We start from the raw sequence: 24157 nt of genomic DNA, 5'->3' as shown, positions 1-24157 counted from the left end.
GTGGGGTGGGTGTGGCGGTTGGGGGTGCGGGTGCCGACGAGGGGTCAGGGCGGGTCAAGTAGCCTGCCGGAAAAGTGTTCGACCGCCTTGCCACGCCGTGCGAAGGAGACGAAGGACCCGATGAGACCTGCTGGGCACCCGGTGGTGCGACTGCTGGGGCAGGTGTGGGTGTGGCCCGCGGTGGTGATGCTGGCGGTAGGCGGGTACCGGCTGGGGACGCCGGAGCTGTGGCGGGACGAGATGGCGACCTGGACGGTGGCCACCCGGTCGTTGGGCGACCTGCTCCGGCTGCTCCAGCACGTGGACGCCAGCAACGGGGCGTACTACCTGCTGATGCACGGCTGGACGGCGGTGTTCGGCGACTCCGTGGTGGCGCTGCGAATACCCTCCGTGCTGGCGATGGCGGGGGCGGCCGCGTTCGTGGCGCTGACCGCCGAGCGGCTGTTCGGCAACCGGGTGGCGGCGGTCGGTGCGGGGCTGCTGTTCGCGGTGCCGCCGGAGGTGTCGCGGTACGCGCAGGAGGCGCGCGCGTACGCGCTGGTGACCTTCGCGATCGCGGCGGCCACCTGGTTCCTGGTGCGGGCGCTGGAGCGGCAGACGTGGCGGCGGTGGGCGCCGTACTGCGCGGCGATGGCGGTGGCCGGCGCCGGGCACCTGATCTCGTTCAGCACGGTGGCCGGGCAGGCCGCGCTGGTGCTGCTGCACCTGTGGCGCACGCGCGGGGCGGCGGAGCGGCGGCTGCTGTGGCAGTACCCGGTGGCGGTGGGGGTGGCGGCGGTGCCGGTGCTGCCGGTGGTGCTGCTGGGCAGCCGGCAGTCGGACCGGCAGCTGGGCTGGATCGAGAAGCCGAACCTCGGGGGCCTGGTGCACTTCGGCCAGCACCTGTTCGGCTCGCACACGGTGTTCTACGCCTTCGTGCTGCTGGCGCTGCCGGTGCTGCTGCTGCCGGGCCGGCGGGTGCAGGCCGGGCAGGCGCTGCTGCTCGCGGGGCTGCCGGTGGTGGGCGTGTGGGTGGTGTCGCAGGGCGGCACCTCGTACTTCATCGAGCGGTACCTGCTGTTCACGGTGCCCGCGTGGGCGGTGCTGGCCGGGGGCGGGGTCGGCGCGGTGTACGGCGTCGCGGCGGCCTGGGCGAAACGTTTCCGTGCTCCGGGACCGGCCAGGGCGGCGGTGGGACTGCTGGCGCTGGGACTGCTCGCCGTCCCGGCCGTGGCCGCCCTGCCGAAGCAGCCCGCGGTGCGCTACGTGGGCTCGCACAACGGGTCGGAGGAGCCGTTCCGGGCGGCGGCCGGGGTGATCGCCGCGGGCTACCGGTCCGGGGACGGGATGGCGGCCCCGCTGGGCAACCAGGCCTGGGCGATGGTGTGGCCGGGCGTCAGCTACTACCTGCCGTCGGACGTCCACCCGTACCCGGTGTTCGTCGCGCAGAGCGCCGACGACGCGGAGGAGCTGTCGCCGACGCCGTGCCCGCAGCCGGAGGCCTGCCTGGGGCAGGCGGCGCGGATCTGGCTGCTGGTCCTCGGGGACACCGAGGACCCGCTGACCACCATGCCGGAGGACCAGGCGCAGGCTCTCCGCACGCAGTACGGCGCGCCCGACCAGGTGACGCCGCTCGGCGGGTTCACGGTCGCGCTGCTCGACCGCGACAACTGACGAGCGGGACCCGGAGCGCGCGACGGCTGACGGGACGGACCCGGAGCACGCGGGAACTGACGAGCACCGCCCGGAGCGCGCGGGAACACGACGGAGGGGGAGCCGGGCGAACCGGCTCCCCCTCCGTCGTCGCGGGCTCAGAGCGTGCGCATCAGCCGGGACTGGATGGACGGCGGGTTCAGGTCGGACTGGAGGGCCACCGGGACCTCCGTCTTGTCGTCGCCCGCGCCCACCCGCAGCAGGCCGACCTCCTGGCCGGCCTTCGCGGTGTGGCCGAGCTTGGCCGCGTCCAGGGTGACCGTGCCGGTGATGCCCGGGAAGCCGGCCACCACGAGGTCCTTGGTCGCGACGACCTGGACCTTGCCGCCGAGGCCGTCGTCCACGGTGCCGACGACGTCGCCCTTCTTCACCACGGTCTGGCCGGTCAGGCCGCCCTGCGCGGCCTGGATCTGCTTGCCGCTGACCTTGAGCACGGTCGGCAGGATGCCGTCGCCGGGGTTGGGCGAGGTGGCCTGCTGGCCCAGGGTGACGCCGATGATCAGCCGCTTCACACCGCCGATCTCCTTGTAGGCGGCCCACATCAGGCAGCCGCCGGCCGGGGTGCTGGAGCCGGTCTTGACCCCGATGACCCCGGTCTTCGGGTTGATCAGGTTGTTGGTGTTGGAGATCTTCACGTTGTTGAGGCTGGTCTCCGGAGTGGAGACGATCTGCCGGAAGATCTCGTCCTGCATGACCTGCTCGGCCAGCTTCAGCTGGTCCTTGGCGGTGGACTTGGTGTCCGCGAGGAAGCCCGCCGGGTCGGCGTAGGTGGTGTTGGTCATGCCGAACTTGGCCGACGTCTCGTTCATCAGCTTGACGAACGCTTCCTCGGAGCCGGAGTGGAAGCGGGCGAGCAACCGGGCCACGTTGTTGGCCGAGGGCAGCATCAGCAGTTCCAGCGCCTGGTACTCGGTGAGCACCTGGCCCTCGGTGAGGGTGACCCGGGACTCGTCGACGTTGCCGGACTCCTGCGCGGCCTGCTTGTCCACGGTGATCTTCGGGCCGCTCTCCCCCTTCTTCAGCGGGAACTTCTGCAGGATCAGGTAGGCGTTCATCACCTTGGTGACGCTGGCGATCGCGGACGGCGTCTCCTGCCCGGAGCTGCCGAGGCTGCCGACGCCGACCACCTCGGCGGCGGACTGGCCCTTGGCCGGCCAGGCGAGGTCGAGCGGGTCGCCGGCGAAGCTGAAGCTGCCCGCGGCGGACATCCGCACCTTGGCGTCCGGCAGCGGGCGCAGCAGCTGGGCCACCACCGCCGCACCGAGCACCACGGCGAGGAAGGCCGTCCAGATGGTGATCCGCTTGAGCGCGCGGCGCAGCGGCGAGACCGGCCGCGCGTTGAGGGTCGCCAGGACCTCCATCGCCTCGGCGGTGTTCTCCGGCGCGGTCGGCGGCTCCGGGAGGGGCAGCGGCTCGGGCTTCGGCAGCGGCGGGACGGGCGGCACCGGCCGCGGGTCGGGGGTGGGCAGCGGCTCGGGGGCCGGGGCGGGGCCGGGCACGGGGGCAGGGGCCGGCTTAGGCAGCGGCTCCGGACCGGGCTGCGGCTCGGGTTCGGGGAGGGGCTTGGGCGCCGGGTGCGGCTCGGGCACCGGCTCCGGGAGCGGGGAGGGCTCGGGCACCGGGGTCGGTGCCGGGGGCTCCGGCACGGTGCCGGACGCGGAGGCGGAGGGGACCGCGGCGGCGCGCGGAAGCCTGGGGTCCTCCGGCGCCTCGGGCTTGGCCGGCTCGGCTGCCGCCTCGTCCGGTTCGTCGCTCTCGGGCGCGGCGGGCACGGCGGCCTCGGCGGGCGCGGCGGCCCCGGGCGTGTCGCCCTCGGAGGCGGCCTTCTCGCCAGCCTCCCCCGCCCTCTTCTCCGCGTCCTTCTCCGCGTCCTTCTCCGCACTCCCCGCCACGGCTCCCGCACCCGCCGCAACCGTCCGCATCGTGAGACGCGGGTCGGTTCCGGTCGGCCGCCCGGCCGCCTTCTCCTCGCCGTCGGCGGCCGTCGCGGCCTCCGCCTCCTCGGCCTCACCCTCGGAACTTCCGCCATCGGCGGGCTTGGTCAGCTCCTCGGGCAGCCGCAGCGCGGTGGTCGCGCTATCCACCGGCAGTCGCAGCATCGTGGTCTTGCTGTCCACATCCCGGACACGGAGCTGTACGGTCGAGCCGCGCTTGGCCCCCGCCGCCGGCGTGTCGCCGGGGCCGGTCCCGGCCTCCCGGGTGCCGTTCGGGTTGCCGTCCGGAGCACCGTCCGGGTCCGGGCCCGCGCCGGCGGCCGTCCCGGTCCGTTCGCGTTCGCGCTCCTGCGCCCGCTCGCCGTCCCTCAGCACCCTGTCGGGGGACTCGCCCACGTATCCCAGCCTCCTCAACGCCCGGCGGGGCACCGGCAGACCCGATTTCGGGAAGCCGACGCCCCGCCCCGTGTACCTGTACAGTCTCCGCCACCGCCGGCCGATCCGGCTGCGCACACCCCGCCCGACCGGCGCTTATTGCCGTCGCACGGGCGTACTGCGGTCTGTTCACCGGTCAGACGCCGGGCCCGCGGCCCCTGGTTCCCCGCCTCCACCGCAAGGTCACGATTCGGAGGCGTACTCGACAAGCCCGTGTGAGAGGCGTCACCCTGTCTCTCATCCACGCGGGGAGGCTTGGATGGGCAAGAGCCGCAGAACTGTTCCCGAGGAACTCTTGCTGCTCGCTTTGGACCCGACCACGGGTACCACGGCGCAGCCGCAGACCCTCGACCTCGGACTTGCCGGGGCCCAGCTCGTCGAGCTGTCCCTGGCCGGACGGATCGTACCGGAGGGAGACCGGATCGCTGTCGTGCTCGCACGGCCGACCGGCGACCCGACCTTGGACCACGCACTGGAACTGCTGCGCCGACGCGGCAGTCCGGTCCGCGCGGCGCACTGGATCGGCGGGCCCCGGCTGGGGCTGCGGCAGACCTACCTGGCGCACCTGGAGCGCTGCGGCATGGTCACGGCCGTGCCGGGCCAGGTGTGCGGGGTGCTGCCGACGACCCGCTATCAGGCGTCGGACGACTGCACCAACGCCGCGATCAAACAGCGGCTGGACACCGCCATCCGCACCGGCGTGCCGCCGGACCCGCGGACGGCGGCGCTGGCGGCCCTGGCCCATTCCGTGGGCCTGGGCAAGCACCTGTATCCGGGCAACGAGGGCCGGTCCTCGCGGTCGCGGCTGCGCGACCTGATCCGGTACGACCCGCTGGGCGGGATGGTCGCGCACGCCGTGATGGACGTGCAGAACGGCCTGCCGGCGCAGCAGAACCGTTCTTCCCAGGGTTCCGGGGCCGGGACCGGCGCCGGGCGTTCCGGCGCCCGCGCGGCCGGCCGGGGCTCCGGTCGGGTCGCCGCCTCACGGGTCGGCGTCCGCTGACCGGGACCGCCCGGGCGCGCGGGACACCGCACCGATCGCCGTACGGCCTGCGCGGCGCGTGCGGCCCGCACGACCCGTACGGCCCGTACGGCCCGTGACAGCGGGCACGACGGGGCACGACGGCACGACGGGGCACGACGGCACGACGGGGCACGACGGCACGACGGGGCACGACGGGGCACGACGGGCCCGGCGGCACCCCCGACGGCGCGCGCCGCCCCGTTCACGCCGCCCGACGGCGCTGAGCAACGGCGCTGAAGGACCCGACGCACCACCGAAGCAGCACCCGCACCACCAGGAGCACGGAGGGGCGGTCGCCCCGCGACGGAAGTCGCCCGGCGACCGCCCCTCTGCCGTCCCCGAAGGCCCTCCGAGGCCCGTCCGGGGAGCCCGGCGGTCCTGCCTTCGCACGTGCCACTGGCACCTGCGCCGCCGGGGAGCACATCCTTAGCCCGTACCGGTTCGAGCCGCTGAGCCGCATTACCACTCGAAGGCCCTCGCCGTCTCACAGAAGTGCTTTTCCGACGATCTGTTCTACTGCGCTGCTGTGATTCCCTGACGCCGACGTGGCCCAAGGTGACATGCTGCTCCAAGTCAGGGGGGTTGGTCCCAATGTCCGAAGTGTTCCGAGGGCTGCCGATCCAACGATCACCAGAGGTCCGGCCGGAGGTCGATGTGTCGACGAGCATCAATCCCACCGTGCGCCGTCGGCGCCTGGGCTCGGAGCTGCGAAAACTCCGCGAGGGCCTCGGGATGACGGCGGAGGAGGTGGCGGGCCGGCTGATGGTCTCCCAGTCGAAGATCAGCCGACTGGAGAACGGCCGCCGCAGCATCAGCCAGCGCGACGTGCGCGACCTCTGCGACGTCTATCTCGTGAACGACGAGCAGATGCGCGCCAGCCTCATGGAGATGGCCAAGGAGTCGCGCCAGCGCGGCTGGTGGCACGACTTCAACGACATGCCGACCCCGTACAGCGTCTACATCGGGCTGGAGGCCGAGGCCTCCTCGATCCGCGCGTACGAATCCTCCTTCGTCCCGGGCCTGTTGCAGACCGAGCAGTACGCGCAGGCCGTCGTGGAGGGCACCCAGCCGGACACCGACGCGCTCGCCGTGCAGCGCCGGGTGCAGGTCCGGATGAAGCGCCAGGACCGCATCCGGGGCGAGAACCAGCTCGGCAGCCTGTGGACCGTCATAGACGAGGCGGTGCTGCGCCGCGAGGTCGGCAGTCGCGAGGTGATGGCCGAGCAGCTCAAGCACATGATGGAGCTGAGCCAGCACCCGAACATCACCATCCAGGTGATCCCGTTCTCGGCCGGCGCCCACCCCGGTATGACCGGGACATTCTCCCTGCTGGAGTTCCCCGAGTCAGCCGATTCCACGGTTGTCTACTTCGAAGGGGTGACGAGCGATCTCTACCTGGAGAAGGAGGCGGACGTGCGCCGCTATACCGGTCTGTACGACTACCTGCGTGCGGCGGCACTCGGCGTGGCGGAGAGCCGGACACTGATAGCTGAGATTGAAGAGGGATACCACTGATGAGCACCACCTCCGAGCACGGAACCCGCTGGCGGAAGAGCAGCCACAGCGGCGGCAACGGAGCCTGCGTGGAGATCACCACGCAGGCCACGGGGGCGGTGGCGGTACGGGACTCCAAGGACCCTCAGGGGCCTCAGCTGCGCTTCTCCGCCGAGGCCTGGACCGCGTTCGCGAGTGCTGCGGCCACCGGGGTGTTCGGCCGCCACTGACCTTGCGGCGGCCGCCGACCCGGCCCCGCGCCCCCGGTGCGAATCCGAGCTCGGACCAGTTGCCCGTAGCAGTGGCCTTCGCCCTCGCCGGCGGCCGACGCTACGGGCAACTGTCGTTCCCGCCCGAACTGCTTTTCCTCTTTTCCTCCCGAACTTCGCTTCCCGCCCGGACCGTTCAGCGCACCACCGGGTACCGCTCGGACCAGGTCAGCCCCTCCGGGGTGCGCGGATCGTGCAGTTCGGTGCCGTGCATCAGCTCCAGCACGAAGTCGTCGGCGAGTTCGAGGATGGCGCCCCGCCCCTCCAGCCCGGCCACCAGCCCCGACGGCAGCGCGGTGTCACCGTGCAGCACCCCGAGCAGGCTCCCGCAGACCGCGCCGGTGGAGTCGCTGTCCCCGGAGTGGTTGACGGCGAGCAGCAGGCCCGAGCGCACGTCGTGCGCGACCAGCGCGCAGTAGACCCCGATCGCCAGCGCCTCCTCGGCGACCCAGCCCTCCCCCAGCGCCTCCACCCGGTCGGCGGACGGCTCGCCGGCCCGGACCGCGTCCAGCGCGGCCCGCAGCGCGGCGGTGGTCTCCTCGTGCGCCTGCCGCTCGGAGAGCAGCGCCAGGGCGAGGTGGACGCCCTCTTCCAGGGTGCCGCCGCGGGCCACGCTCTGGACGATCACCGCGAGCGCGCCCGCCGCGAGGTAGCCGGTGGGGTGGCCGTGGGTGAGCACCGCGCACTCCACCGCGAGCTGGAAGACCAGGCCCGGCTCCCAGCTGGTGAGCAGGCCGAACGGCGCCGCCCGCACGACCGTGCCGCAGGCCTTGGAGTGCGGGTTCTTGGGCCGCTCCACGGTGCCGAGGTGCTCGGCGTCGGCCCCGGTCAGGGCGGACAGGCAGCCTTGGCCGGGGGCGCGCTGGGCGTACAGCCACTCCTCGCGGCCGAGCCAGCCGAGGTCGGGGCGGCGCTCGTCGGGGCCCCAGTCGCGCTGGGTGGCGGCCCAGCGCAGGTAGGCGAGGTGCAGGTCGGTGGGCGGGTGCCAGCTGCCGGTGTCGCGCCGGATGTGGGCGCGGATCAGGCCGTCGACGGTGAACAGGGTGAGCTGGGTGTCGTCGGTGACGGCGCCGGTGCGCCCGTACGCGGGGACGTAGCCGGTGACGCCCTGCGGGCCGTGCTGGGCCCGGATCTTCTCCAGCTGCTCGAACTCGACGCCGGCGCCGAGCGCGTCGCCGATGGCACCGCCGAGCAGACAGCCCCGCACCCGGCTGCGGAAGTCCTGCTGCTGGGCGCGTGACCACAGTGGCATCACGACGGGGCGCCTTTCCTCGGGGCAGGGGGCTGCGCGACGCACGGCCGCGGCGCGCGCCCTGGCACTGTATTCGAAGACCCGAGCGAATCAAGGGCGTCCCTCGTGCTCCGGTTTCCCGGCCCAGCTGCCGCCCGTACGGTGGCAGCTGGGCCGGGGGAACCGGCAGGCCGGTGGCGGGATCAGTCCAGGACCGGCAGCAGCTCCGGCAGGTGCCCGTCCGAGGCCAGCGCCGCGGCCCGGCGCTCGGCCGACACCTCGCCGTAGGTGGTGGTGCGCTGGCGGTGCGGGCGGCCAGCCGCCTCGGCGATCGCCTGGAGGTCGCGCACCGACTTGTAACTCCCGTACGCCGAGCCGGCCATCCGCGAGATGGTCTCCTCCATCAGCGTGCCGCCCAGGTCGTTGGCGCCCGAGCGGAGCATCTCGGCGGCGCCCTCCGCGCCCAGCTTGACCCAGCTGGTCTGGATGTTGGGGATGTGCGGGTGCAGCAGCAGCCGGGCCATCGCGATCACCGCGCGGTTGTCCCGGGCGGTCGGGCCGGGCCGGGCGATGCCGGCCAGGTAGACCGGCGCGTTGGTGTGGATGAACGGCAGGGTCACGAACTCGGTGAAGCCGCCGGTGCCGTTGGCCTCCAGGGAGCGCTGCTGGATCTCGGCGAGCAGCCGCAGGTGCCCGAGCCAGTGCTTCGGGGTGTCCACGTGCCCGTACATCATGGTGGACGAGGAGCGGATGCCCAGTTCGTGCGCGGTGGTGACCACTTCGACCCAGGTGGCGGCCGGCAGCTTGCCCTTGGTGAGCACCCAGCGGACCTCGTCGTCCAGGATCTCGGCCGCCGTGCCCGGGATGCTGTCCAGGCCGTTCTCCTTGGCCCGCTGGAGCCAGTCGCGGATGGACAGCCCGGTGCGGGTCGCGCCGTTGACCACCTCCATCGGCGAGAAGGCGTGCACGTGGATGCCGGGCACCCGCTCCTTCACCGCGCGGGCGATGTCGAAGTAGGCGGTGCCGGGCAGGTCCGGGTGGATGCCGCCCTGCATGCAGACCTCGGTGGCGCCGACCTCCCAGGCCTGCGCGGCCCGGTCGGCGACCTGCTCCAGCGACAGGGTGTAGGCGTCGGCGTCGGTGCGGCGCTGGGCGAACGCGCAGAAGCGGCAGCCGGTGTAGCAGACGTTGGTGAAGTTGATGTTCCGGGTGACGCAGTAGGTGACGTCCTCCCCCACGGTGTCCCGGCGGACGTCGTCGGCGATCCGGCAGAGCGCGTCCAGGGCCGGGCCGTCCGCGTGGAACAGCGCCAGCGCCTGGTCGTCGGTGAGCCGCGTCGGGTCGTCGGCGGCCACCGCCAGCGCCTCGCGCAGGTCGCCGACCAGCCGCTCGGGCGCGCCCTCGGCGAGCACCTGCTCGCGCAGCACCTCCCAGTCGCCGTAGACGTCCTCGAAGTCGGCCCGGCGGTCGCCGGTGCGGCCGTCGGTGTCGATGGTGGCGTGCAGGTCGGTCCGCCCGTACGAGACGGGCAGGTCCTCGGGCTCCTGCCAGGGCAGGCCGCGGACCACCGCGTCCGGGTTCGCCAGCCCGGTCTCCGGGTCGGCGAGGGCGCGCACGTGCGGCAGCACCCGCGGGTCCAGCCAGGGCTCGCCGCGCCGCACGTACTCGGGGTAGACGGCGAGGCGTTCGCGCAGTTCGAAGCCGGCGGCCGCGGAGCGCTCGGCGAGCCGCTCGATCTGCGGCCACGGGCGTTCGGGGTTGACGTGGTCGGGGGTGAGCGGGGAGACGCCGCCCCAGTCGTCGACGCCGGCCGCGATCAGCCGCCCGTACTCGCCGTCCACCAGGTTCGGCGGCGCTTGCAGGCAGGCCGCCGGGCCCATCACGTGCCGGGCCACCGCCACGGTGGCGACCAGCTCGTCCAGTTCGGCGTCGGGCATGCCGCGCATCGCCGTGTCCGGCTTGGCGCGGAAGTTCTGCAGGATCAGCTCCTGGACGCCGTGGTAGGCCCGGGAGACCTTGCGCAGCGCGAACAGCGACTCCGCGCGCTCCTGGTACGTCTCGCCGATGCCGATCAGCAGGCCGCTGGTGAAGGGGACGGAGCTGCGCCCGGCGTCCTCCAGCACCCGCAGCCGGACGGCCGGTTCCTTGTCCGGCGAGCCGAAGTGCGGGCCGCCGGGCTCGCTCCACAGCCGGGTGGCGGTGGTCTCCAGCATCATGCCCATGGAGGCGGAGACGGGCTTGAGCCGCTGGAAGTCCGTCCAGCCGAGCACCCCGGGGTTGAGGTGCGGGAGCAGGCCGGTCTCCTCCAGGATGCGGATCGACATCGCCCGCACGTAGGCGATGGTGTCGTCGTACCCGTGCGCGTCGAGCCACTCGCGGGCCTCGGGCCAGCGGTCCTCGGGCTTGTCGCCGAGGGTGATCAGGGCTTCCTTGCAGCCGAGTTCGGCGCCGCGCCGGGCGATGTCCAGCACCTCGTCGGGGGACATGAACATCCCGTGGCCGGCCCGGCGCAGCTTGCCGGGGACGGTGACGAAGGTGCAGTAGTGGCACTTGTCGCGGCAGAGCCGGGTGAGCGGGATGAAGACGCTCTTGGAGTAGGTGATGACGCCGGGCCGCCCGGCCGCCGCCAGCCCCGCGTCGCGGACCCGGGCGGCGCTCGCACACAGGTCGTTCAGGTCCTCACCTCTGGCCTGGAGCAGCACCGCGGTCTCGGTGACGTCCAGGGCGACGCCGTCCCGGGCGCGGCGCAGGGCGCGCCGCATCGCGTTAGCGGTCGGGGGGTTGCTTGCGTCCATGGCGGTTCCGTCCATGGCGCGACCCTACGCCAGGTCTCGTACGTTCGGAGTAGCCAACCCTGAGGGCGTCTCAGGGTCGATGTACCCGTGAGGTTTACCCCGAACTGGACCCGCAGGGCGATGACGGGGGCGGGGCGCGGGCCTCTAATGGAAAGGCACAGCCAATCGCTCGTGTTCGTAGAGGAGTTGAGGACGCCATGACCAATGACACGGCGGCGGGGGACAACGTGGACGGCGGCGTGCCGTACCGCTCACGGCGGCGCATGCTGGTGCGGGCCGGGGTGCCGCTGACGGTGGCCGCGGTGATCGCCGCCGGGATCGGGCTGGTGCCCGCACTGGCGGCCGACGCCCCGCCCGACCTTCCCTCGCTGACGCCGGAGCAGCTGGTGGCCAAGGTGCTCGGCTCCGACGCGCAGAGCCTCTCCGGCACGGTGTCCGTCTCCACCGACCTCGGCCTGCCCAGCCAGCTGCTGGGCGCCGCGGCCGGCGGGCTCGGCGCGGCGGCCGGGCGCGGTGGCGGCCAGGGATCCTCCTCGGCCGACCCGCAGGCCAAGCTGCTCGGCCTGCTCGGCGGCGACCAGACGCTGCGGGTCGCGGTGGACGGCCCGGACCGCCAGCGGGTCGACCTGCTGGAGGACATGGCCGGCTACACCGTCGTCCACAACGGCGACCAGGCCTGGGCCTGGGACAGTTCCACCAACACCGCCGTGCGCCTGACCGGCCGGGCGGCCGCCCAGCACCCCGACACCGCCGGCAAGCACGCCGGGGCGCCGCTGACCGGGGTGCCGACGACCCCGCAGGAGGCCGCCCGGCAGTTCCTGACCGCGAGCGCGGGCACCACGTCGGTCACCGTGGCCGGCACCGCCAACGTGGCCGGGCAGAAGGCGTACCAGCTGAGCGTCAAGCCCGCGCAGTCCGGTTCGACCGTCGCCGAGGTCCGGATCGCGGTCGCCGCCGACAACGGGGTGCCGCTCTCGGTGGTGGTCAAGGGCGTCGACGGTTCCACCGTGCTGGACGTCCACTTCACCGACGTGTCCTTCGCCAAGCCGGCCGCCAAGACCTTCGACTTCACCGTGCCCAAGGGTGCCAAGGTGACGGAGCACAAGGCCGACGAGGGCGCCAAGGGTGAGGTGCCGCAGGGTTTCGCGCCCAAGGGTTCCGCGCCCGGGGGCAAGGCCGGTCGGGACGCCTCGGGCCAGGACCACGGCGGCGTGAACGTGATCGGCGAGGGCTGGACGACCGTGGTCTCGGCGCAGCTGCCCGGCGGCGCCGTCGACGTGCCGCAGGACGGCGGCAAGGGCGGCAAGCACGGCGGCCGGGGCGCGGCCCTGAACCCGCAGGCGCTGGTGAAGTCGCTCGGCAAGCCGGTCGGCGGCGGCACGCTGATCAGCACCAAGGTGGTGAACGTCCTGGTCACCGACGACGGCCGGGTGTTCGCTGGCGCAGTGACCCTGCCGGTGCTCCAGCACGCCGCCGGGGTGAACTGACGGATGACGAAGGCTCCCGTAACGGGGGACGTTACGGAGTCGGCCGGGGGTCCGGGCGCCGAGCAGCGCCCGGGCCCCGCGCCTTCCACCTCCTCCTCCCCCTCCTCCCCTGACTCCCCCGGCCCCCTCTCCTCCCCCGGTTCCTCCGGCTCCTCCGGCTCCTCCCGGCCCGACGACGTGATCAGGACCCGCGGCCTGACCAAGCGCTTCCGGGGCGGCCAGCTCGCCGTGGACGGCCTGGACCTGAGCGTGCCGCGCGGCTCCGTCTTCGGCTTCCTCGGCCCGAACGGCTCCGGCAAGACCACCACCATCCGGATGCTGATGGGCCTGATCGCCCCCACCTCCGGCGTGGCCACCGTCCTCGGCGAGCCGATGCCGCAGTCCGTCGCCTCCGTGCTGCCCCGGGTGGGCGCGCTGATCGAGGGCCCGGCGCTGTACGGCTTCCTCTCCGGGCGGGACAACCTGGTGCGGTTCGACGCCGCCGACCCGACCGCCGACCCGCGTACCCGGCGCCTGCGCGTCGAGACGGCGTTGGAACGGGTCGGGCTGAGCGCCGCAGCGGCCAAGAAGGCCCGCGCGTACTCGCTGGGCATGAAGCAGCGGCTCGGCCTGGCGTCGGCGCTGCTCCAGCCGCGCGAGCTGCTGGTGCTGGACGAGCCCACCAACGGGCTGGACCCGCAGGGCATGCGCGAGATCCGGGCGCTGGTGCGGGAGGTCGCGGCGGAGGGGACCACGGTGTTCCTCTCCTCGCACCTGCTGGACGAGATCGAGCAGGTCTGCACGCACGCGGCGGTGATGTCCCGGGGCCGGCTGGTGGTGCAGGGCACCGTCGCCGAACTGGCCGCCCGCGCGCAGGGCCGGCTGGTGGTCCGCACACCGGACGTGGCGCACGCCGTGGAGGTGCTGGCGGCCCACCGGGTCGGCTCCCTGCTGCCCGGCGACGGGCGGGTGGACGGCGATCTCGCCGCGTTCGGCGCGCTCGGCTCCCCGGTCGAGGAGGCGCTGCCGAAGCTGTGCGCGGCGCTGGTCGAGGCCGGGGTGCGGGTGCACGGGTTCGGGCTGGAGCGGGGCACGTTGGAGGACGCCTTCGTGGCGCTGACCGGGGAGGGCTTCGATGTCGCAGGCTGAGCTGTCGCAGGCTGAGCTGTCGCGGGCTGAGCTGTCACAGGCCGGGGCGCTGCCGGTCCGGGCCGGGCGGAGGCCGCAGACGGCGGCCGGGTTCCTGGCGCTGTTCCGCAACGAACTGCACCTGACCTTCCGCCGGATGCGCACCAAGGTGCTGCTGGGGATCCTGGCGGTGCTGCCGATCCTGATCGGCGTGGTCGTCAAGCTCAACACGGGCAGCCCGCACGAGGGCGGCGGCGGGGTGAACTTCATCGCGCAGACCACCCAGAACGGCCTGTTCCTGGTCTTCACCGCCCTCGCGGTCGCGCTGCCGGTGTTCCTGCCGATGACGGTCGGCGTGGTCGCCGGGGACTCGGTCGCCGGCGAGGCGGCCACCGGGACGCTGCGCTACCTGCTGGTCGCCCCGGCCGGGCGCACCCGGCTGCTGGCCGCCAAGTTCACCGCCGGGCTGGTGTTCTGCCTGGCCGCGACCGTGGCGGTCGCGGCGGCGGCGCTGGCCACCGGCGCCGCGCTGTTCCCGCTCGGCGAGGTGACGCTGATCTCCGGCGACACCATCGGCTTCGGCGACGCGCTGCTGCGGGCGGTGCTCGTGGCCGGGGTGGTGGCGGCCTCGCTGGCGGGGCTGGTGGCGATCGGGCTGTTCGTCTCCACGCTCACCGGCAGCGGTATCGCGGCGATGGCCGCGACCGTCGGGCTGGTGGTCACCGTGCAGATCCTGGACGCCTTCCCGCAGTTGGACGCCGTGAGGCCGTTCCTGTTCACCCATTACTGGCTCAGCTTCGCGGACCTCCTGCGCCAGCCGATGTACTGGGACGGCGTGTGGAAGGACCTCGGCCTCCAGGCCGCCTACGTCGCCGTGTTCGGCGCGGCGGCCTGGTCCCGCTTCACCAGCCGGGACATCAGCGTCTGACCGCCGCGTCGGCGGGGGGCGGATCAGAAGGGGCGGATCGGCGGGGGCGGATCAGCGGGGCGGATCAGCGCCTGACGGCCGCCTTCGCGGGGGCGGGTTGCGGCACGGCCGCGGCCCGCCCCGCGCGGTCGGCCCGCACCTGGCGCAGCGCGTCCCAGGTGAGCACCGCGAGCGCCAGCCAGACCAGGCCGAAGCCGGCCCAGCGGGCGGGCGGCATCGACTCGTGGAACACCGCCACGCCGATCAGGAACTGGAACACCGGCGCCAGGTACTGCAGCAGCCCGAGCACGGTCAGCGGCACCCGCACGGCCGCCGTGCCGAAGAACAGCAGCGGGATCGCGGTGATCACCCCGCTGAGCAGCAGCAGCCCGGAGTGCCCCCAGCCGTACGAGCCGGCCACCGTGTGGCCGAAGGTGCCGCGCCCGCTGACCTCCAGGTAGACCAGGTAGCCGAGCGCGAACGGGAACATGAAGGCGCTCTCCGCCGCCAGGCTCTCCAGCCCGCTCAGCCCGACCTTCTTCTTCAGCAGCCCGTACGTGGCGAAGGAGAGCGCCAGGGTGAGCGCGATCCACGGCAGCCGCCCGTACGCGACGCTGAGCACCGCGACGGCGGCCGCGCCGACGCCGACCGCCGCCCACTGCGCCGTCCGCAGCCGCTCCTTGAGCACCAGGACGCCGAAGCCGATGGTGACCAGCGGGTTGATGAAGTAGCCGAGGCTGGTCTCGACGACGTGCCCGGCGTTGACGCCCCAGATGTAGACGCCCCAGTTGATCGAGATCACCGTGGCCGCGCCGGCCAGCATGGCGAGCCGGCGGGGCTGGCGCAGCAGCGGGCGTATCCAGCTCCAGTGCCGCTGGGCGATCAGCAGCAGCACCACGGCGACCAGGGACCAGACCATCCGGTTGGCCAGGATGTCGTCGGCGGCGCCGGGCTCCAGCAGTGGCCAGAACAGGGGGAAGAGCCCCCAGATGCCGTAGGCCGCGACGCCGTACCAGAGGCCTCGGCCGCTGTCCTGCTGGGTTGTCTGTGGCATGGCCGCCTGCCCTCCGCGCGCGTGTGTCGAGGTGACGGTAGCTGGCGGAGGGGCAGGCTGTCATCTCCGTTTCCGCATTTTGGTCATGACATCTCTGACCTCGGGAAACGCGGGGCTCCCGGCGGGCCCGGAGCATCCCAGGCCCGGAGCGCCTCAGCCCTGGAGCGCGGCGCGCACCGACTCGGCCAGCGGGACGGTCGGGCGGCCGATCAGCCGGGCCAGGTCGCCCGGGGTGCCGGCCAGCTCGCCACGGGCGATGCCCGCGTCCACGTCCACCAGCACCTCGGCGAAGCCCTCCGGCAGGCCCGCGCCGACCAGCGCCGCGAGGTGCTCCGCCGGCGCCACGTCCTGGTGCGCGACCGGCTGCCCGGAGACCAGCGCCAACTCGGCCGCCAGCTCCGCCAGGCTCCACGCGGCGTCGCCGCTCAGCTCGTACACCCGGCCCTCGTGGCCCTCGCCGAGGAGGACGGCGACGGCCGCGTCCGCGTAGTCCTTGCGCGGGGCGGTGGCCACCCGGCCGTCCTCGGCGCTGCCGAGCACCACGCCGCGCGCGACCGTGCCGGCCGCGTCGCCCAGGTAGTTCTCGGTGTACCAGCCGTTGCGCAGCAGGACGGACGGCAGGCCGGATTCGCGGATCAGCTCCTCCGTCGCCTTGTGCTCGTCGGCCAGCCGGAAGGTCGCCGCGCCCGGCGCGCTGGTGTAGGCGAACAGCGCGACGTCGGCCGCACGGGCCGCGTCGACCACCGCGCGGTGCTGCGGGATGCGGCGGCCGACCTCGCTGCCCGAGATCAGCAGCACCCGGTCGCCGGCCGCGAAGGCGCCGGCCAGGGACGCCGGGTCGTCGTAGTCGACCACGCGGACGGCCACCCCGCGCGCGGCCAGGTCGGCGGCCTTCTCGGCGGAGCGGACGGCGACCGCCACCTCGCTCGCGGGGACGGCGGCCAGCAGGCCCTCGACGACGAGACGGCCGAGCTGGCCGGTGGCACCGGTGACGACGTACATGGGGATGCTCCTCGGGTGGGTTTGGGCCTCGATGGGGTTCCTGCCTCGAAACTCACCCTAGGGACTGCACTAACCTTTCGAAAGTACGCACTTCAAAGTACGGTACTGATATGAAGGTAATGGCAGGACAGTCATGAAGACCCTGGAGGAAGGCCGCCCGGCCGTCCCGGTGCGCGAGCTGCCGCCGGCCGACGTGTTCGACCGCATGTGCCCGTCCCGGGGCGTGCTGGAGCACGTCACCAGCCGCTGGGGCGTCCTCGTGCTCGGCGCGCTGCGCGAGCGCGGCTACCGCTTCAGCGAACTGCGCCGCCGGGTCTCCGGCGTCAGCGAGAAGATGCTCGCGCAGACCCTGCAGACGCTGGAACGCGACGGCTTCGTGCACCGCGAGGCCCACCCGGTGATCCCGCCCCGGGTCGACTACAGCCTCACCCCGCTCGGCCGGGAGGCCGCCGAACTGGTCGCCGCCCTCGCGCACTGGTCCGAGCAGCGGGTCCCCGCCGTCGAGGCCGCCCGCGCGGAGTACGACGCCCGGCCTAGCGCTCGCTGATCAGGGCCGCCAGCCCGTCCAGCACGCGGGCCAGGCCGAAGGCGTACGCGTGGTCCGGGTCGTACGCGCCGCCGTGCGCCTCGCCGGCGGCGGCGCCCACCCGGGCCGCGACCGGGTAGCGCTCGGCGTCGAAGACCTTGGCGAGCAGCTCGGCGTTGGCGGCCCACCACTGCGCGTCGGTCATCGCGCTGTCCTGCCGGGCGGCGCGCTCGTCGGCGGCCATCCGGGCGCAGGTCTGGACGAAGCCCAGCAGGTGGGTGAGCGCCGCGTCCAGTTCGACGTCGGGCAGGCCGGTGCCCTCGAAGGCGCGCAGCTCGTACTCGTACTTGGCCATCAGGCCCGGGCCGAGCGGCGGGCGGCTGGTGGGGACCGCCGAGACCCACGGGTGGGCGCGGTGCAGCGCCCGGTTGTCGTCGGCGACGGCGGTGACCCTGGCCCGCCAGCCGTCGTCGGCGGGGGCGCTGCGCGGCGTCGTCGCGTAGACGGTGTCCAGCATCAGGTCGAGCAGTTCGGCCTTGCCGGGGACGTAGGTGTACAGCGCCATCGGGGACAGCCCCAGCTCCTGCGCCACCCGGCGCATGGTGACGGCGTCCACGCCCTCGGCGTCGGCCAGGGCGATGGCCACGGCGGCGATCTCGCCGGTCGACCGGGCCTGCCGCGGACCGCGCCGGCCGGGCTTCTCCTCGGCGGTCAGCCCCCAGAGCAGGGCGAGGGTGCGCGCCGGATCTCCTGCGCTGCTGCGGTCCGTGGCCATGGGGGGATCTTTTCACGGCCCCGCCGACAGCTCGACGGCCCGACGGCCGGTCGCTCGGCGGTCCGGCGGCCGGTCGCTCAGCGGTCCGGCGGCCCGGTGCCGGCGTCATACGAGCGCCGGGTGGATCAGCCGCCCGTGGTGGACGAGCGAGGCGGACTGCTTGAGCCGGCTCACCCGGACGCTGATCTCGTAGCCGCGGATGCCCTCGACGTGGGCCAGGCGGCCGGTGAGGTAACGGTAGAAGTCGGGGGTGTCCCGGCAGGCGACCACGGCCATCAGGTTGTGGCGTCCGCTGATCGCGGCGACGAACGCGCACTCGTGGTGGCCGCCGACCTCCTCGCCGACCTGGTGCAGCCGCGGTAGGTCGACCTGCAGCCACAGGGTGGCGTTGAGCCGGTAGCCGAGGCGCTCGGCCAGGGTGTCGACGTCGTACGTGAGCGAGCCGGCTGCCTCCAGTGCCTCCAGGCGACGGGCGACCCGGGGCTTGGACCAGCCGGTGACCTCGGCCAGGTGGGTATGGGTGGCCCGGCCGTCCTCGGCGAGCGCGCGCAGCAGCGGCAGGTCCTGTTCGCCCAGGGGCGTCGACGAGGCCACTGCCGGGGTGGGGTGGCCGGAGGTCAGCCGCCGCACCTGTTCGGGGGTGAGCGAGGCGTCGGGGTCGGTCCAGGGCGCGGTTCCGGGACCGCCGTAGATACGCACGACCAGGTCGACGTTCACGTCCAGGACGGCGCCCGCTCGCGGCAGCTGGCGCAGCAGCAGGTCGTCATGGTCGGTTCCGGCGGGGGACCGGATGATGCAGATGATCTCCGAGCCGCCGGAGGCGATGCCGACGTACGCCACCTCGGACCGGCGGGCCAGTGACTGGGCCAGCGGTGCCACCGCATCAGGTCGGCAGCGCAGCCGGACGATCCACTCCGCCTGGCCGTCGGCGTTCAGGTTGCCCAGTCCGACGACGCGCAGCAGGCCGTCCCGCCGCAGGGCGGCGTAGCGGCGCGCCACAGTCTGTTCGGACACGCCGATGACCTCCCCGAGCCGCCGGAACGAGACCCGGGGCGCGCACTGCAAACCGTGGATGATTTTGCGGTCCAGATCATCAGCCATGGAGGAATAATCCCATCGCCAGAACCCCAGATGGAGGTTCCGGGACGCTTGGTGGGATCGACTGCGGGTTTCGGGCGCTTCGGGGAGAAGCTGATCGGCGGCTCCACGGGCGGCTGCCGTCGGCCGTCGCCCCCGGGAGCGGGCGCACGCTCCCGGCGGCGCTCCGAGAATGCGGGGCCTCCCCCGCAGCAGCCGAAGGAACGACCCCGTGAACTCCACAACGACGCCGGACCTCAGGGCCGGACGGGCCGCCACGCTCGTCATGGCCTGCCTGGGTGTCTTCGTCGCCTACCTGCCCGTCACCACCGTGTCGGTGAGCCTGCCGGCGATCCAGCGCGCGCTGGGCGCGTCGACCTCCGAACTGTCCTGGGTGTCGGACGCGTTCGTGCTGCCGATGGCCGCGCTGATCCTGACCACCGGCGTCTGGGGCGATGTCCACGGCCGCAAGAAGGTCTTCCAGACCGGCATGGTCTTCTGTGCGCTGGGCGCCGCGATCTCGCTGCTGTCCAGCTCGGTGCAGGCACTGTGGGTCGGGCAGGCGGTCTCCGGCATCGGCGCCGCCGCTCTGCTGCCCACCACACTCACGCTGATCAGCCATGCCGTGCCCGACCACCGTGAGCGGGGCAAGTTCATCGGCTTCTGGGCGATGAGCCTGACGGCCCCGCTCGCCGTCGGCCCGCTGATCGGCGGCGCCCTGCTGGAGCACACCACCTGGCGCTGGATCTTCCTGCTGCCGATACCGCTCTCCGTGGCCCTGCTGGCCGTCGCCGCGTTCCGGCTGCCCGACTCGCGCGCCCCGCACGGCCGCCGGCTCGACTGGCCCGGCCAGATCACCGCCGCCGTCGCCGTCACCGCACTGGTCTACGGCGTCATCGAGGGCGGCGCGGACGGCTTCGACGAACCCGCTGTGATCACCGCGCTGACGCTCGGCGCGGTCGCCGCCGGAGCCTTCGTCCTGGTGGAACTCCGCAGTGCCAGCCCGATGCTGGACCTGGCGCTGTTCCGCAGCCCCGCGTTCACCGCCACCGCGCTGGTGGCCGTGGTCAGCTTCCTCGGCCTGATCGGCTTCTTCTTCGTGCTCAGCCTGTACTTCGGCCTGGTCCAGCACCTGAGCACCATGCAGGCGGCACTGCGGATGGTGCTGGTGTCCGGCACCTCGCTGGTGGCCGGCCTCCCTGTCGGACGGCTGATGCACCGGATCCCGCCGAGGGTGCTGATCACCTCCGGGCTGGTGCTGATCGCCGCCGCGATGTTCGCCATGACCGGCGTCGACGCCCACACCTCCTACGCGGCGCTGACCTGGCGGCTGGTACTGCTCGGACTCGGCATGGGCGCGGTGCTCACCCCGATGACCGCCTCCGCGGTCTCCGCCGTTCCCTTCCACCTGGCCGGGATGGCCGCGGCCGGCAACAACGCGATCCGCCAGGTCGGCGCCGCGCTCGGCCCCGCCGCCCTCGGGGCGCTGCTCACCACCCGTGCCCTGAACGCCCTGCCCGAACAGCTCGCGAACGCCGGCGTCCCGGCCCAGACCGGCGCGCGCGTCCTGGACGCCGCCCGCGAACACGGCCTGGGCGCCGTCGCCGGACTCGACCTCGGCCCCGCCACGGGACAGGCCCTGACCGCGCTGAGCAACTCCTTCCTGGACGGCATGCGGCTGTGCCTGCTGGTCTCCGCCGGCCTCGCCCTGCTGGCCGCGCTGGCCTGCGCCCTGCTGCTGAAGAGCCCGTCGAGCGCGGCACCGAGGGCGGCGGGTCCGGGACGGCCAGTGCCGGAAGCGGAACAGGCCGCGGTCCCGGTTGCGGTCCCGGTTGCGGCGCAGCCGGCCTGAGGACCCGCCCGGCGATCTTTCCGCGAACCCCGGCGGAGCCCCCAGCCGGTGCGCCGGCCGACCATGATCGATCTCGGCGCCGACCGCTGTACCGATGTTCCCCGATGCCGGGCTACCGTCTCCCCATGACCAGCGTCCCGACCAGCAACGGCCCGACCAGCAACGGCCCGAGCGGTGGCGGCCCGAGCGGTGGCGGCCCGAGCGGTGGCGGCCCGGACCCGATCCCGGGCACCGACACCCCCGAGGCCATCCGCCCCCGCGTCACCTGCCGCCGCTGCCACCGCCCGCTGCACGATCCGGAGTCGCGGATCCTGCGGCTCGGCCCGGAGTGCCGCGATCCGGCGGAGCGGGTCGCGCGCTTCGACGTCGACCAGGATCCGCTGCCGGGCATCGGGTGACAGGCACCGGGTGACGGGCGTCGCTCGCCGGCCTCTGGTGTAGCGCCCGTCAGGCGCGCCGGAAGAGGCGGCGCAGGAGGCCGGGGCGGGGTTCCGGCTGCTCCTCGATCTGCTTGGCTTCCTGGGCTTCTCGTGCGGCCCCGGCTTCCCTGGCTTCCTGGGCCTCGGCCCGCTCGATCATCCGCCGGGCCAGGTCGAGGTCGGCCCGGGGCAGCCAGGGCGCGGTGAGCGCCAGCGCGGCGAGCGAGCGCAGGACGGTCACCACGCGGGTGCGGCGGGCCCGGGCGCTGTAGTGCAGCCGCTGCCGGAGCCGGTCGGCGATGTCGGCGCGGGTCTCGGGGTGCGTCCAGCCGATCGCGACGAGGGCGAAGCCGGCCGCCTCGACCACCCAGTCCTCGGGCCCGAGCAGCAGGTCGACCAGTACGCGGCGGCGCTCGGAGTCCTCCCACGGCTGGTCGGTGCGGTGGTGGGCGATGCCGAGGCAGGCGAAGACCTGGACGGCCCGCACCCACAGTTCGGGCTGGTGGGCGAGCAGGGCCCGGCCGAGGTCGTCCTCCCGGGGCATCGGCGGGTGGACGAGCGCGCCGAGCAGGTCGTCGAGGGGCAGCCCGGCCAGCCGGACGGCGTGGTCGTAGGCGGCGGGGACGGTCGCCCAGACGATCTCGGCGGTGGCCCGGACGAGTTCGGCGCTGTCCGGCGCGGGCGGGGCGACGGCCGGGCGCGGGTCGGTGCCGTCCCAGGCCCAGATCCGGGTGGCCGGTTCGGCCAGCGGCAGCCGGGGGTCGGGCTCGGCGACGGACTGGTAGGCGACGGTGGAGCGCGGCAGGGCGAGGCGGACGGCCAGCAGGGAGCTGGGCGGTTCCACGGCGGAGGCGCTGCACTCGATCTCGCTGTCGCGGGTGGTGCCGGGGGCGGCGAGCACCTGGTGCAGCACGTTGACGGTCGCCTCGGTGGCGCCGGAGACCATGCCGAGCCAGGGTTCCCGGTGGCTGAGGCGTTCCAGCAGGTCCTGGGCGTACTCGTGGTCGGGGTGGGCGCGGTGGTGGTCGGCCAGGGCGAGCAGGTGGGCGGGGTCGCCGTCGGCGGCGTGCCGCAGGCCGTACCGGGCGGGGGCCGCCTTGGGGTGGTCGGGTTCGGTGGCGAGCACGCGGTCCAGCCAGGGCAGGCCGTCGGCGGGGCGGCCGAGGGCGCCGTACAACTCGGCGACGTCGACGGCGAGGTAGCTGCTGGAGTTGTCCCGCTCCGGTTCGACCCGGGCCAGTTCGGCCTCCCAGACGGCGAGCGCCCGTTCCGGCCGGCCGTGCGCGCGCAGGGCGTTGCCGAGCATCACGGACGGCAGGTAGCCGGGGGCCAGCAGGTGGGCCAGTTCGGCGAGTTCGACGGCGCGGTCGGTGGCGCCGAGGCGGCGGGTGAGGCCGGAGGCCATCGCGAGCAGCAGCGCGTGGTCGCCGTGGCGGGCCACCACGGACTGGACGAAGTCCTCGAACGGCTGGACGGCTTCGGCGAGTTCGGGGGGCAGCGGGTCGGGCAGTCCGCCGCTGGCCCGGGCCACCGCCTGGGCGACGGCGTCCGGGTCGACGAGGGCGGGCAGGTCCTCGCGGGCGAGCCAGGCGGCGTGCGCCCAGGGTCTCGCGGGCTCGTACTGGATCGCGGAGGCGAGCAGGCCGACGGCGGTGTCCCAGTCTCCGGCGGCGGCCTCGACGTGGGCCCGGCAGGCGACGGTGCCCAGGTAGACCTGGCCGTCCAGCGGGAACAGGTCGCGGGCGGCGGCCGGGCCTCCGGCGGCGGCGCACAACTCGGCCAGCGCCTCGTGCAGTTCGGGCAGCTGGGGGTCGGCGAGGATCGCGTCGGCCAGGTGGTCGGCGGCGTGCGGGAGGTCTCCGGAGTCGATCGCCAACCGGGCCACCGCCACCTCGCCCTCCGCCGCCAACCGCTCGTCGCCCTCGTCGTCGGCGTGCCCCATGTGGTCGTCCCCCCGCTCGCGGTGTCTGCCATGTGCGCGGACGAGGCTATCCCGCGTATCTGATGACCGGATGATCAATCTGTCGGTGTGTCGGACGAGCTGGAATTGGCCTGAATCGCGCTCACCTTCTGGGCCGGATACACCCCGAACGAGTGGTTTGGGTGCTGGTCGACGCCTTTTCCCGGAATCGGCGCACCACGATGTTCCCCGGCGCTTCGCTCCCGAAGCACCCGCCGGAGCACCCCTCGGAGCATCCCGAAGCGCCACCGAAGCACCCCCGCAGCACCCCCGCAGCACCCCCACCCCGACGACAAGCGAGAAGTGACAATGAAGCTCTCCCGCACCCTGTCCATGGCCGCCTCGGCCGCCGTCCTGAGCACCGTCGCCCTGGGCACCACCGCCCTCACCGGGCACGCCACACCGGCGGCCGCCGCCTCGTTCGTGGTCAGCGAGGCCCAGTTCAACCAGATGTTCCCGAGCCGGAACTCCTTCTACACCTACCGCGGCCTGACCGACGCCCTCAGCGCCTACCCCGGGTTCACCACCACCGGCAACGACGCCACCCGCAAGCGCGAGGCCGCGGCGTTCCTCGCCAACGTCAGCCACGAGACCGGCGGCCTGAAGTACGTCGTCGAGCAGAACACCGCCAACTACCCGCACTACTGCGACACTTCGCAGCCCTACGGCTGTCCCGCCGGCAAGAGCGCCTACTACGGGCGCGGCCCGCTCCAGATCAGCTGGAACTTCAACTACAAGGCGGCGGGCGACGCCCTGCACATCGACCTGCTGAACAACCCCTACCTGGCCGAGAAGGACCCGGCCGTCTCCTGGAAGACCGGCCTCTGGTTCTGGAACTCCCAGAAGGGCGCCGGGACGATGACCGCGCACGACGCCATCGTCAACGGCAAGGGCTTCGGCGAGACCATCCGCAGCATCAACGGCGACCTGGAGTGCAACGGCAAGAACCCGGACGAGCGCAACGACCGCATCAACCTCTACAAGAAGTTCGTCGGCGTCCTCGGCACCGACGTCGGCGGCGGCAACATCTCCTGCTGACGGGCGGCGGCTTGGGGGGGGGGGGGGGGGGGGCGAGCTCCCCTGCCAGGGAGTGGGGGGTGGGGGGGGACGGGAGGGG

19 protein-coding genes are annotated in these 24157 nt (G+C 73.6%); 11 read left to right on the top strand and 8 right to left on the bottom strand.

The window, feature by feature from the left end; translation table 11 throughout:
• The first annotated feature begins 120 nt into the window (after positions 1 to 120).
• Positions 121 to 1653 carry a glycosyltransferase family 39 protein gene (locus tag ACFVX9_RS17770; protein ID WP_387982374.1) on the top strand — a complete coding sequence of 511 codons (1533 nt, stop codon included), beginning with the start codon at positions 121 to 123 and terminating at the stop codon, positions 1651 to 1653.
• Between the two features lie 137 nt (positions 1654 to 1790).
• On the opposite strand, the gene ACFVX9_RS17765 is transcribed toward ACFVX9_RS17770, so the two are convergent.
• Positions 1791 to 4022 (bottom strand): hypothetical protein, encoded by a 2232-nt coding sequence (locus ACFVX9_RS17765; protein WP_387982373.1) that lies wholly within the window; start codon positions 4020 to 4022, stop codon positions 1791 to 1793.
• A gap of 298 nt (positions 4023 to 4320) precedes the next feature.
• Here ACFVX9_RS17765 and ACFVX9_RS17760 point away from each other — a divergent pair, with 298 nt between their 5' ends.
• From ACFVX9_RS17760 to ACFVX9_RS17750, 3 genes are all read left to right on the top strand, one after another.
• Positions 4321 to 5064 carry a GPP34 family phosphoprotein gene (locus ACFVX9_RS17760; protein WP_063348095.1) on the top strand — a complete coding sequence of 248 codons (744 nt, stop codon included), beginning with the start codon at positions 4321 to 4323 and terminating at the stop codon, positions 5062 to 5064.
• Positions 5065 to 5739: 675 nt separating this feature from the next.
• Positions 5740 to 6600 carry a helix-turn-helix transcriptional regulator gene (locus ACFVX9_RS17755; RefSeq protein ID WP_063348096.1) on the top strand — a complete coding sequence of 287 codons (861 nt, stop codon included), beginning with the start codon at positions 5740 to 5742 and terminating at the stop codon, positions 6598 to 6600.
• Positions 6600 to 6809 carry a DUF397 domain-containing protein gene (locus ACFVX9_RS17750; RefSeq protein ID WP_387982371.1) on the top strand — a complete coding sequence of 70 codons (210 nt, stop codon included), beginning with the start codon at positions 6600 to 6602 and terminating at the stop codon, positions 6807 to 6809. The genes ACFVX9_RS17755 and ACFVX9_RS17750 overlap by 1 nt, the downstream gene beginning before the upstream one ends.
• Before the next feature lie 175 nt (positions 6810 to 6984).
• Here ACFVX9_RS17750 and ACFVX9_RS17745 read toward each other — a convergent pair whose 3' ends face one another.
• Complete coding sequence (locus tag ACFVX9_RS17745) at positions 6985 to 8100, bottom strand: ADP-ribosylglycohydrolase family protein (protein ID WP_063348098.1); 1116 nt, start codon at positions 8098 to 8100, stop codon at positions 6985 to 6987.
• A gap of 182 nt (positions 8101 to 8282) precedes the next feature.
• On the bottom strand, positions 8283 to 10889 hold the full coding sequence (locus ACFVX9_RS17740) for a bifunctional FO biosynthesis protein CofGH (RefSeq protein WP_380342889.1): 2607 nt from the start codon (positions 10887 to 10889) through the stop codon (positions 8283 to 8285).
• Positions 10890 to 11071: 182 nt separating this feature from the next.
• Between ACFVX9_RS17740 and ACFVX9_RS17735 the strand changes: the two genes are divergently transcribed.
• Genes ACFVX9_RS17735 through ACFVX9_RS17725 form a run of 3 tightly spaced genes read left to right on the top strand, consistent with a single transcriptional unit; the run spans position 11072 to position 14396 of the window.
• On the top strand, positions 11072 to 12361 hold the full coding sequence (locus ACFVX9_RS17735) for an outer membrane lipoprotein carrier protein LolA (RefSeq protein WP_387982370.1): 1290 nt from the start codon (positions 11072 to 11074) through the stop codon (positions 12359 to 12361).
• Positions 12362 to 12364: 3 nt separating this feature from the next.
• Complete coding sequence (locus ACFVX9_RS17730; protein WP_387982369.1) at positions 12365 to 13489, top strand: ABC transporter ATP-binding protein; 1125 nt, start codon at positions 12365 to 12367, stop codon at positions 13487 to 13489.
• Complete coding sequence (locus ACFVX9_RS17725; protein WP_387982367.1) at positions 13476 to 14396, top strand: ABC transporter permease; 921 nt, start codon at positions 13476 to 13478, stop codon at positions 14394 to 14396. Before ACFVX9_RS17730 ends, ACFVX9_RS17725 begins: the two co-directional genes overlap by 14 nt.
• Before the next feature lie 64 nt (positions 14397 to 14460).
• Here the strand turns inward: ACFVX9_RS17725 and rarD are convergent, their stop codons facing one another.
• Together rarD and ACFVX9_RS17715 are read right to left on the bottom strand one after the other, a co-directional pair.
• Positions 14461 to 15429: an EamA family transporter RarD gene (gene rarD, locus ACFVX9_RS17720; RefSeq protein WP_387982366.1), complete on the bottom strand. Its 969-nt coding sequence runs from the start codon at positions 15427 to 15429 to the stop codon at positions 14461 to 14463.
• 153 nt (positions 15430 to 15582) lie between these two features.
• Positions 15583 to 16431 carry an SDR family oxidoreductase gene (locus tag ACFVX9_RS17715; protein ID WP_387982365.1) on the bottom strand — a complete coding sequence of 283 codons (849 nt, stop codon included), beginning with the start codon at positions 16429 to 16431 and terminating at the stop codon, positions 15583 to 15585.
• A 205-nt stretch (positions 16432 to 16636) separates the two neighbouring features.
• On the opposite strand from ACFVX9_RS17715, the gene ACFVX9_RS17710 reads away from it, so the two are divergent.
• Positions 16637 to 16978 carry a helix-turn-helix domain-containing protein gene (locus tag ACFVX9_RS17710; RefSeq protein ID WP_063351188.1) on the top strand — a complete coding sequence of 114 codons (342 nt, stop codon included), beginning with the start codon at positions 16637 to 16639 and terminating at the stop codon, positions 16976 to 16978.
• Here the strand turns inward: ACFVX9_RS17710 and ACFVX9_RS17705 are convergent.
• Both ACFVX9_RS17705 and ACFVX9_RS17700 read right to left on the bottom strand, forming a co-directional pair.
• Positions 16965 to 17732, bottom strand: a complete 768-nt coding sequence (locus tag ACFVX9_RS17705; protein ID WP_363371620.1) for a TetR/AcrR family transcriptional regulator — start codon at positions 17730 to 17732, stop codon at positions 16965 to 16967. The genes ACFVX9_RS17710 and ACFVX9_RS17705 overlap by 14 nt on opposite strands.
• Before the next feature lie 105 nt (positions 17733 to 17837).
• Positions 17838 to 18833: an Lrp/AsnC family transcriptional regulator gene (locus ACFVX9_RS17700; protein ID WP_380342906.1), complete on the bottom strand. Its 996-nt coding sequence runs from the start codon at positions 18831 to 18833 to the stop codon at positions 17838 to 17840.
• 262 nt (positions 18834 to 19095) lie between these two features.
• Between ACFVX9_RS17700 and ACFVX9_RS17695 the strand changes: the two genes are divergently transcribed.
• Positions 19096 to 20661, top strand: coding sequence for an MFS transporter (locus ACFVX9_RS17695; RefSeq protein ID WP_387982400.1), 1566 nt, complete (start codon positions 19096 to 19098; stop codon positions 20659 to 20661).
• 125 nt (positions 20662 to 20786) lie between these two features.
• The gene (locus ACFVX9_RS17690) at positions 20787 to 21059 is read left to right on the top strand and encodes a DUF6011 domain-containing protein (protein ID WP_380372725.1); all 273 of its coding nucleotides are present in this window, start codon (positions 20787 to 20789) and stop codon (positions 21057 to 21059) included.
• 49 nt (positions 21060 to 21108) lie between these two features.
• Here ACFVX9_RS17690 and ACFVX9_RS17685 read toward each other — a convergent pair whose 3' ends face one another.
• Complete coding sequence (locus tag ACFVX9_RS17685) at positions 21109 to 23022, bottom strand: hypothetical protein (protein WP_063348108.1); 1914 nt, start codon at positions 23020 to 23022, stop codon at positions 21109 to 21111.
• Positions 23023 to 23343: 321 nt separating this feature from the next.
• Here ACFVX9_RS17685 and ACFVX9_RS17680 point away from each other — a divergent pair, with 321 nt between their 5' ends.
• Positions 23344 to 24078, top strand: a complete 735-nt coding sequence (locus tag ACFVX9_RS17680) for a chitinase (protein ID WP_380342915.1) — start codon at positions 23344 to 23346, stop codon at positions 24076 to 24078.
• Positions 24079 to 24157: the final 79 nt, after the last annotated feature.

The sequence above is a fragment of the Kitasatospora sp. NPDC058243 genome (assembly GCF_042882025.1).
In the GTDB taxonomy this organism is placed as follows: Bacteria; Actinomycetota; Actinomycetes; order Streptomycetales; family Streptomycetaceae; genus Kitasatospora.
Note: the sequence above shows the minus strand (reverse complement) of the source record. Positions and strands in the feature narration are given on the sequence as shown.

What these genes read in the sequence shown, in the direction of transcription:
- ACFVX9_RS17730 (WP_387982369.1), top strand. Translation starts at nt 12,365, where the DNA reads ATGACGAAGGCTCCCGTAACGGGGGACGTTACGGAGTCGGCCGGGGGT.
- ACFVX9_RS17760 (WP_063348095.1), top strand. Translation starts at nt 4,321, where the DNA reads ATGGGCAAGAGCCGCAGAACTGTTCCCGAGGAACTCTTGCTGCTCGCT.
- ACFVX9_RS17750 (WP_387982371.1), top strand. Translation starts at nt 6,600, where the DNA reads ATGAGCACCACCTCCGAGCACGGAACCCGCTGGCGGAAGAGCAGCCAC.
- ACFVX9_RS17710 (WP_063351188.1), top strand. Translation starts at nt 16,637, where the DNA reads ATGTGCCCGTCCCGGGGCGTGCTGGAGCACGTCACCAGCCGCTGGGGC.
- ACFVX9_RS17735 (WP_387982370.1), top strand. Translation starts at nt 11,072, where the DNA reads ATGACCAATGACACGGCGGCGGGGGACAACGTGGACGGCGGCGTGCCG.
- ACFVX9_RS17740 (WP_380342889.1), bottom strand. Translation starts at nt 10,889, where the DNA reads ATGGACGGAACCGCCATGGACGCAAGCAACCCCCCGACCGCTAACGCG.
- ACFVX9_RS17700 (WP_380342906.1), bottom strand. Translation starts at nt 18,833, where the DNA reads ATGGCTGATGATCTGGACCGCAAAATCATCCACGGTTTGCAGTGCGCG.
- ACFVX9_RS17705 (WP_363371620.1), bottom strand. Translation starts at nt 17,732, where the DNA reads ATGGCCACGGACCGCAGCAGCGCAGGAGATCCGGCGCGCACCCTCGCC.
- ACFVX9_RS17725 (WP_387982367.1), top strand. Translation starts at nt 13,476, where the DNA reads ATGTCGCAGGCTGAGCTGTCGCAGGCTGAGCTGTCGCGGGCTGAGCTG.
- ACFVX9_RS17690 (WP_380372725.1), top strand. Translation starts at nt 20,787, where the DNA reads ATGACCAGCGTCCCGACCAGCAACGGCCCGACCAGCAACGGCCCGAGC.
- ACFVX9_RS17715 (WP_387982365.1), bottom strand. Translation starts at nt 16,431, where the DNA reads ATGTACGTCGTCACCGGTGCCACCGGCCAGCTCGGCCGTCTCGTCGTC.
- ACFVX9_RS17745 (WP_063348098.1), bottom strand. Translation starts at nt 8,100, where the DNA reads ATGCCACTGTGGTCACGCGCCCAGCAGCAGGACTTCCGCAGCCGGGTG.
- ACFVX9_RS17770 (WP_387982374.1), top strand. Translation starts at nt 121, where the DNA reads ATGAGACCTGCTGGGCACCCGGTGGTGCGACTGCTGGGGCAGGTGTGG.
- ACFVX9_RS17695 (WP_387982400.1), top strand. Translation starts at nt 19,096, where the DNA reads ATGGCCTGCCTGGGTGTCTTCGTCGCCTACCTGCCCGTCACCACCGTG.
- ACFVX9_RS17685 (WP_063348108.1), bottom strand. Translation starts at nt 23,022, where the DNA reads ATGGGGCACGCCGACGACGAGGGCGACGAGCGGTTGGCGGCGGAGGGC.
- rarD (WP_387982366.1), bottom strand. Translation starts at nt 15,429, where the DNA reads ATGCCACAGACAACCCAGCAGGACAGCGGCCGAGGCCTCTGGTACGGC.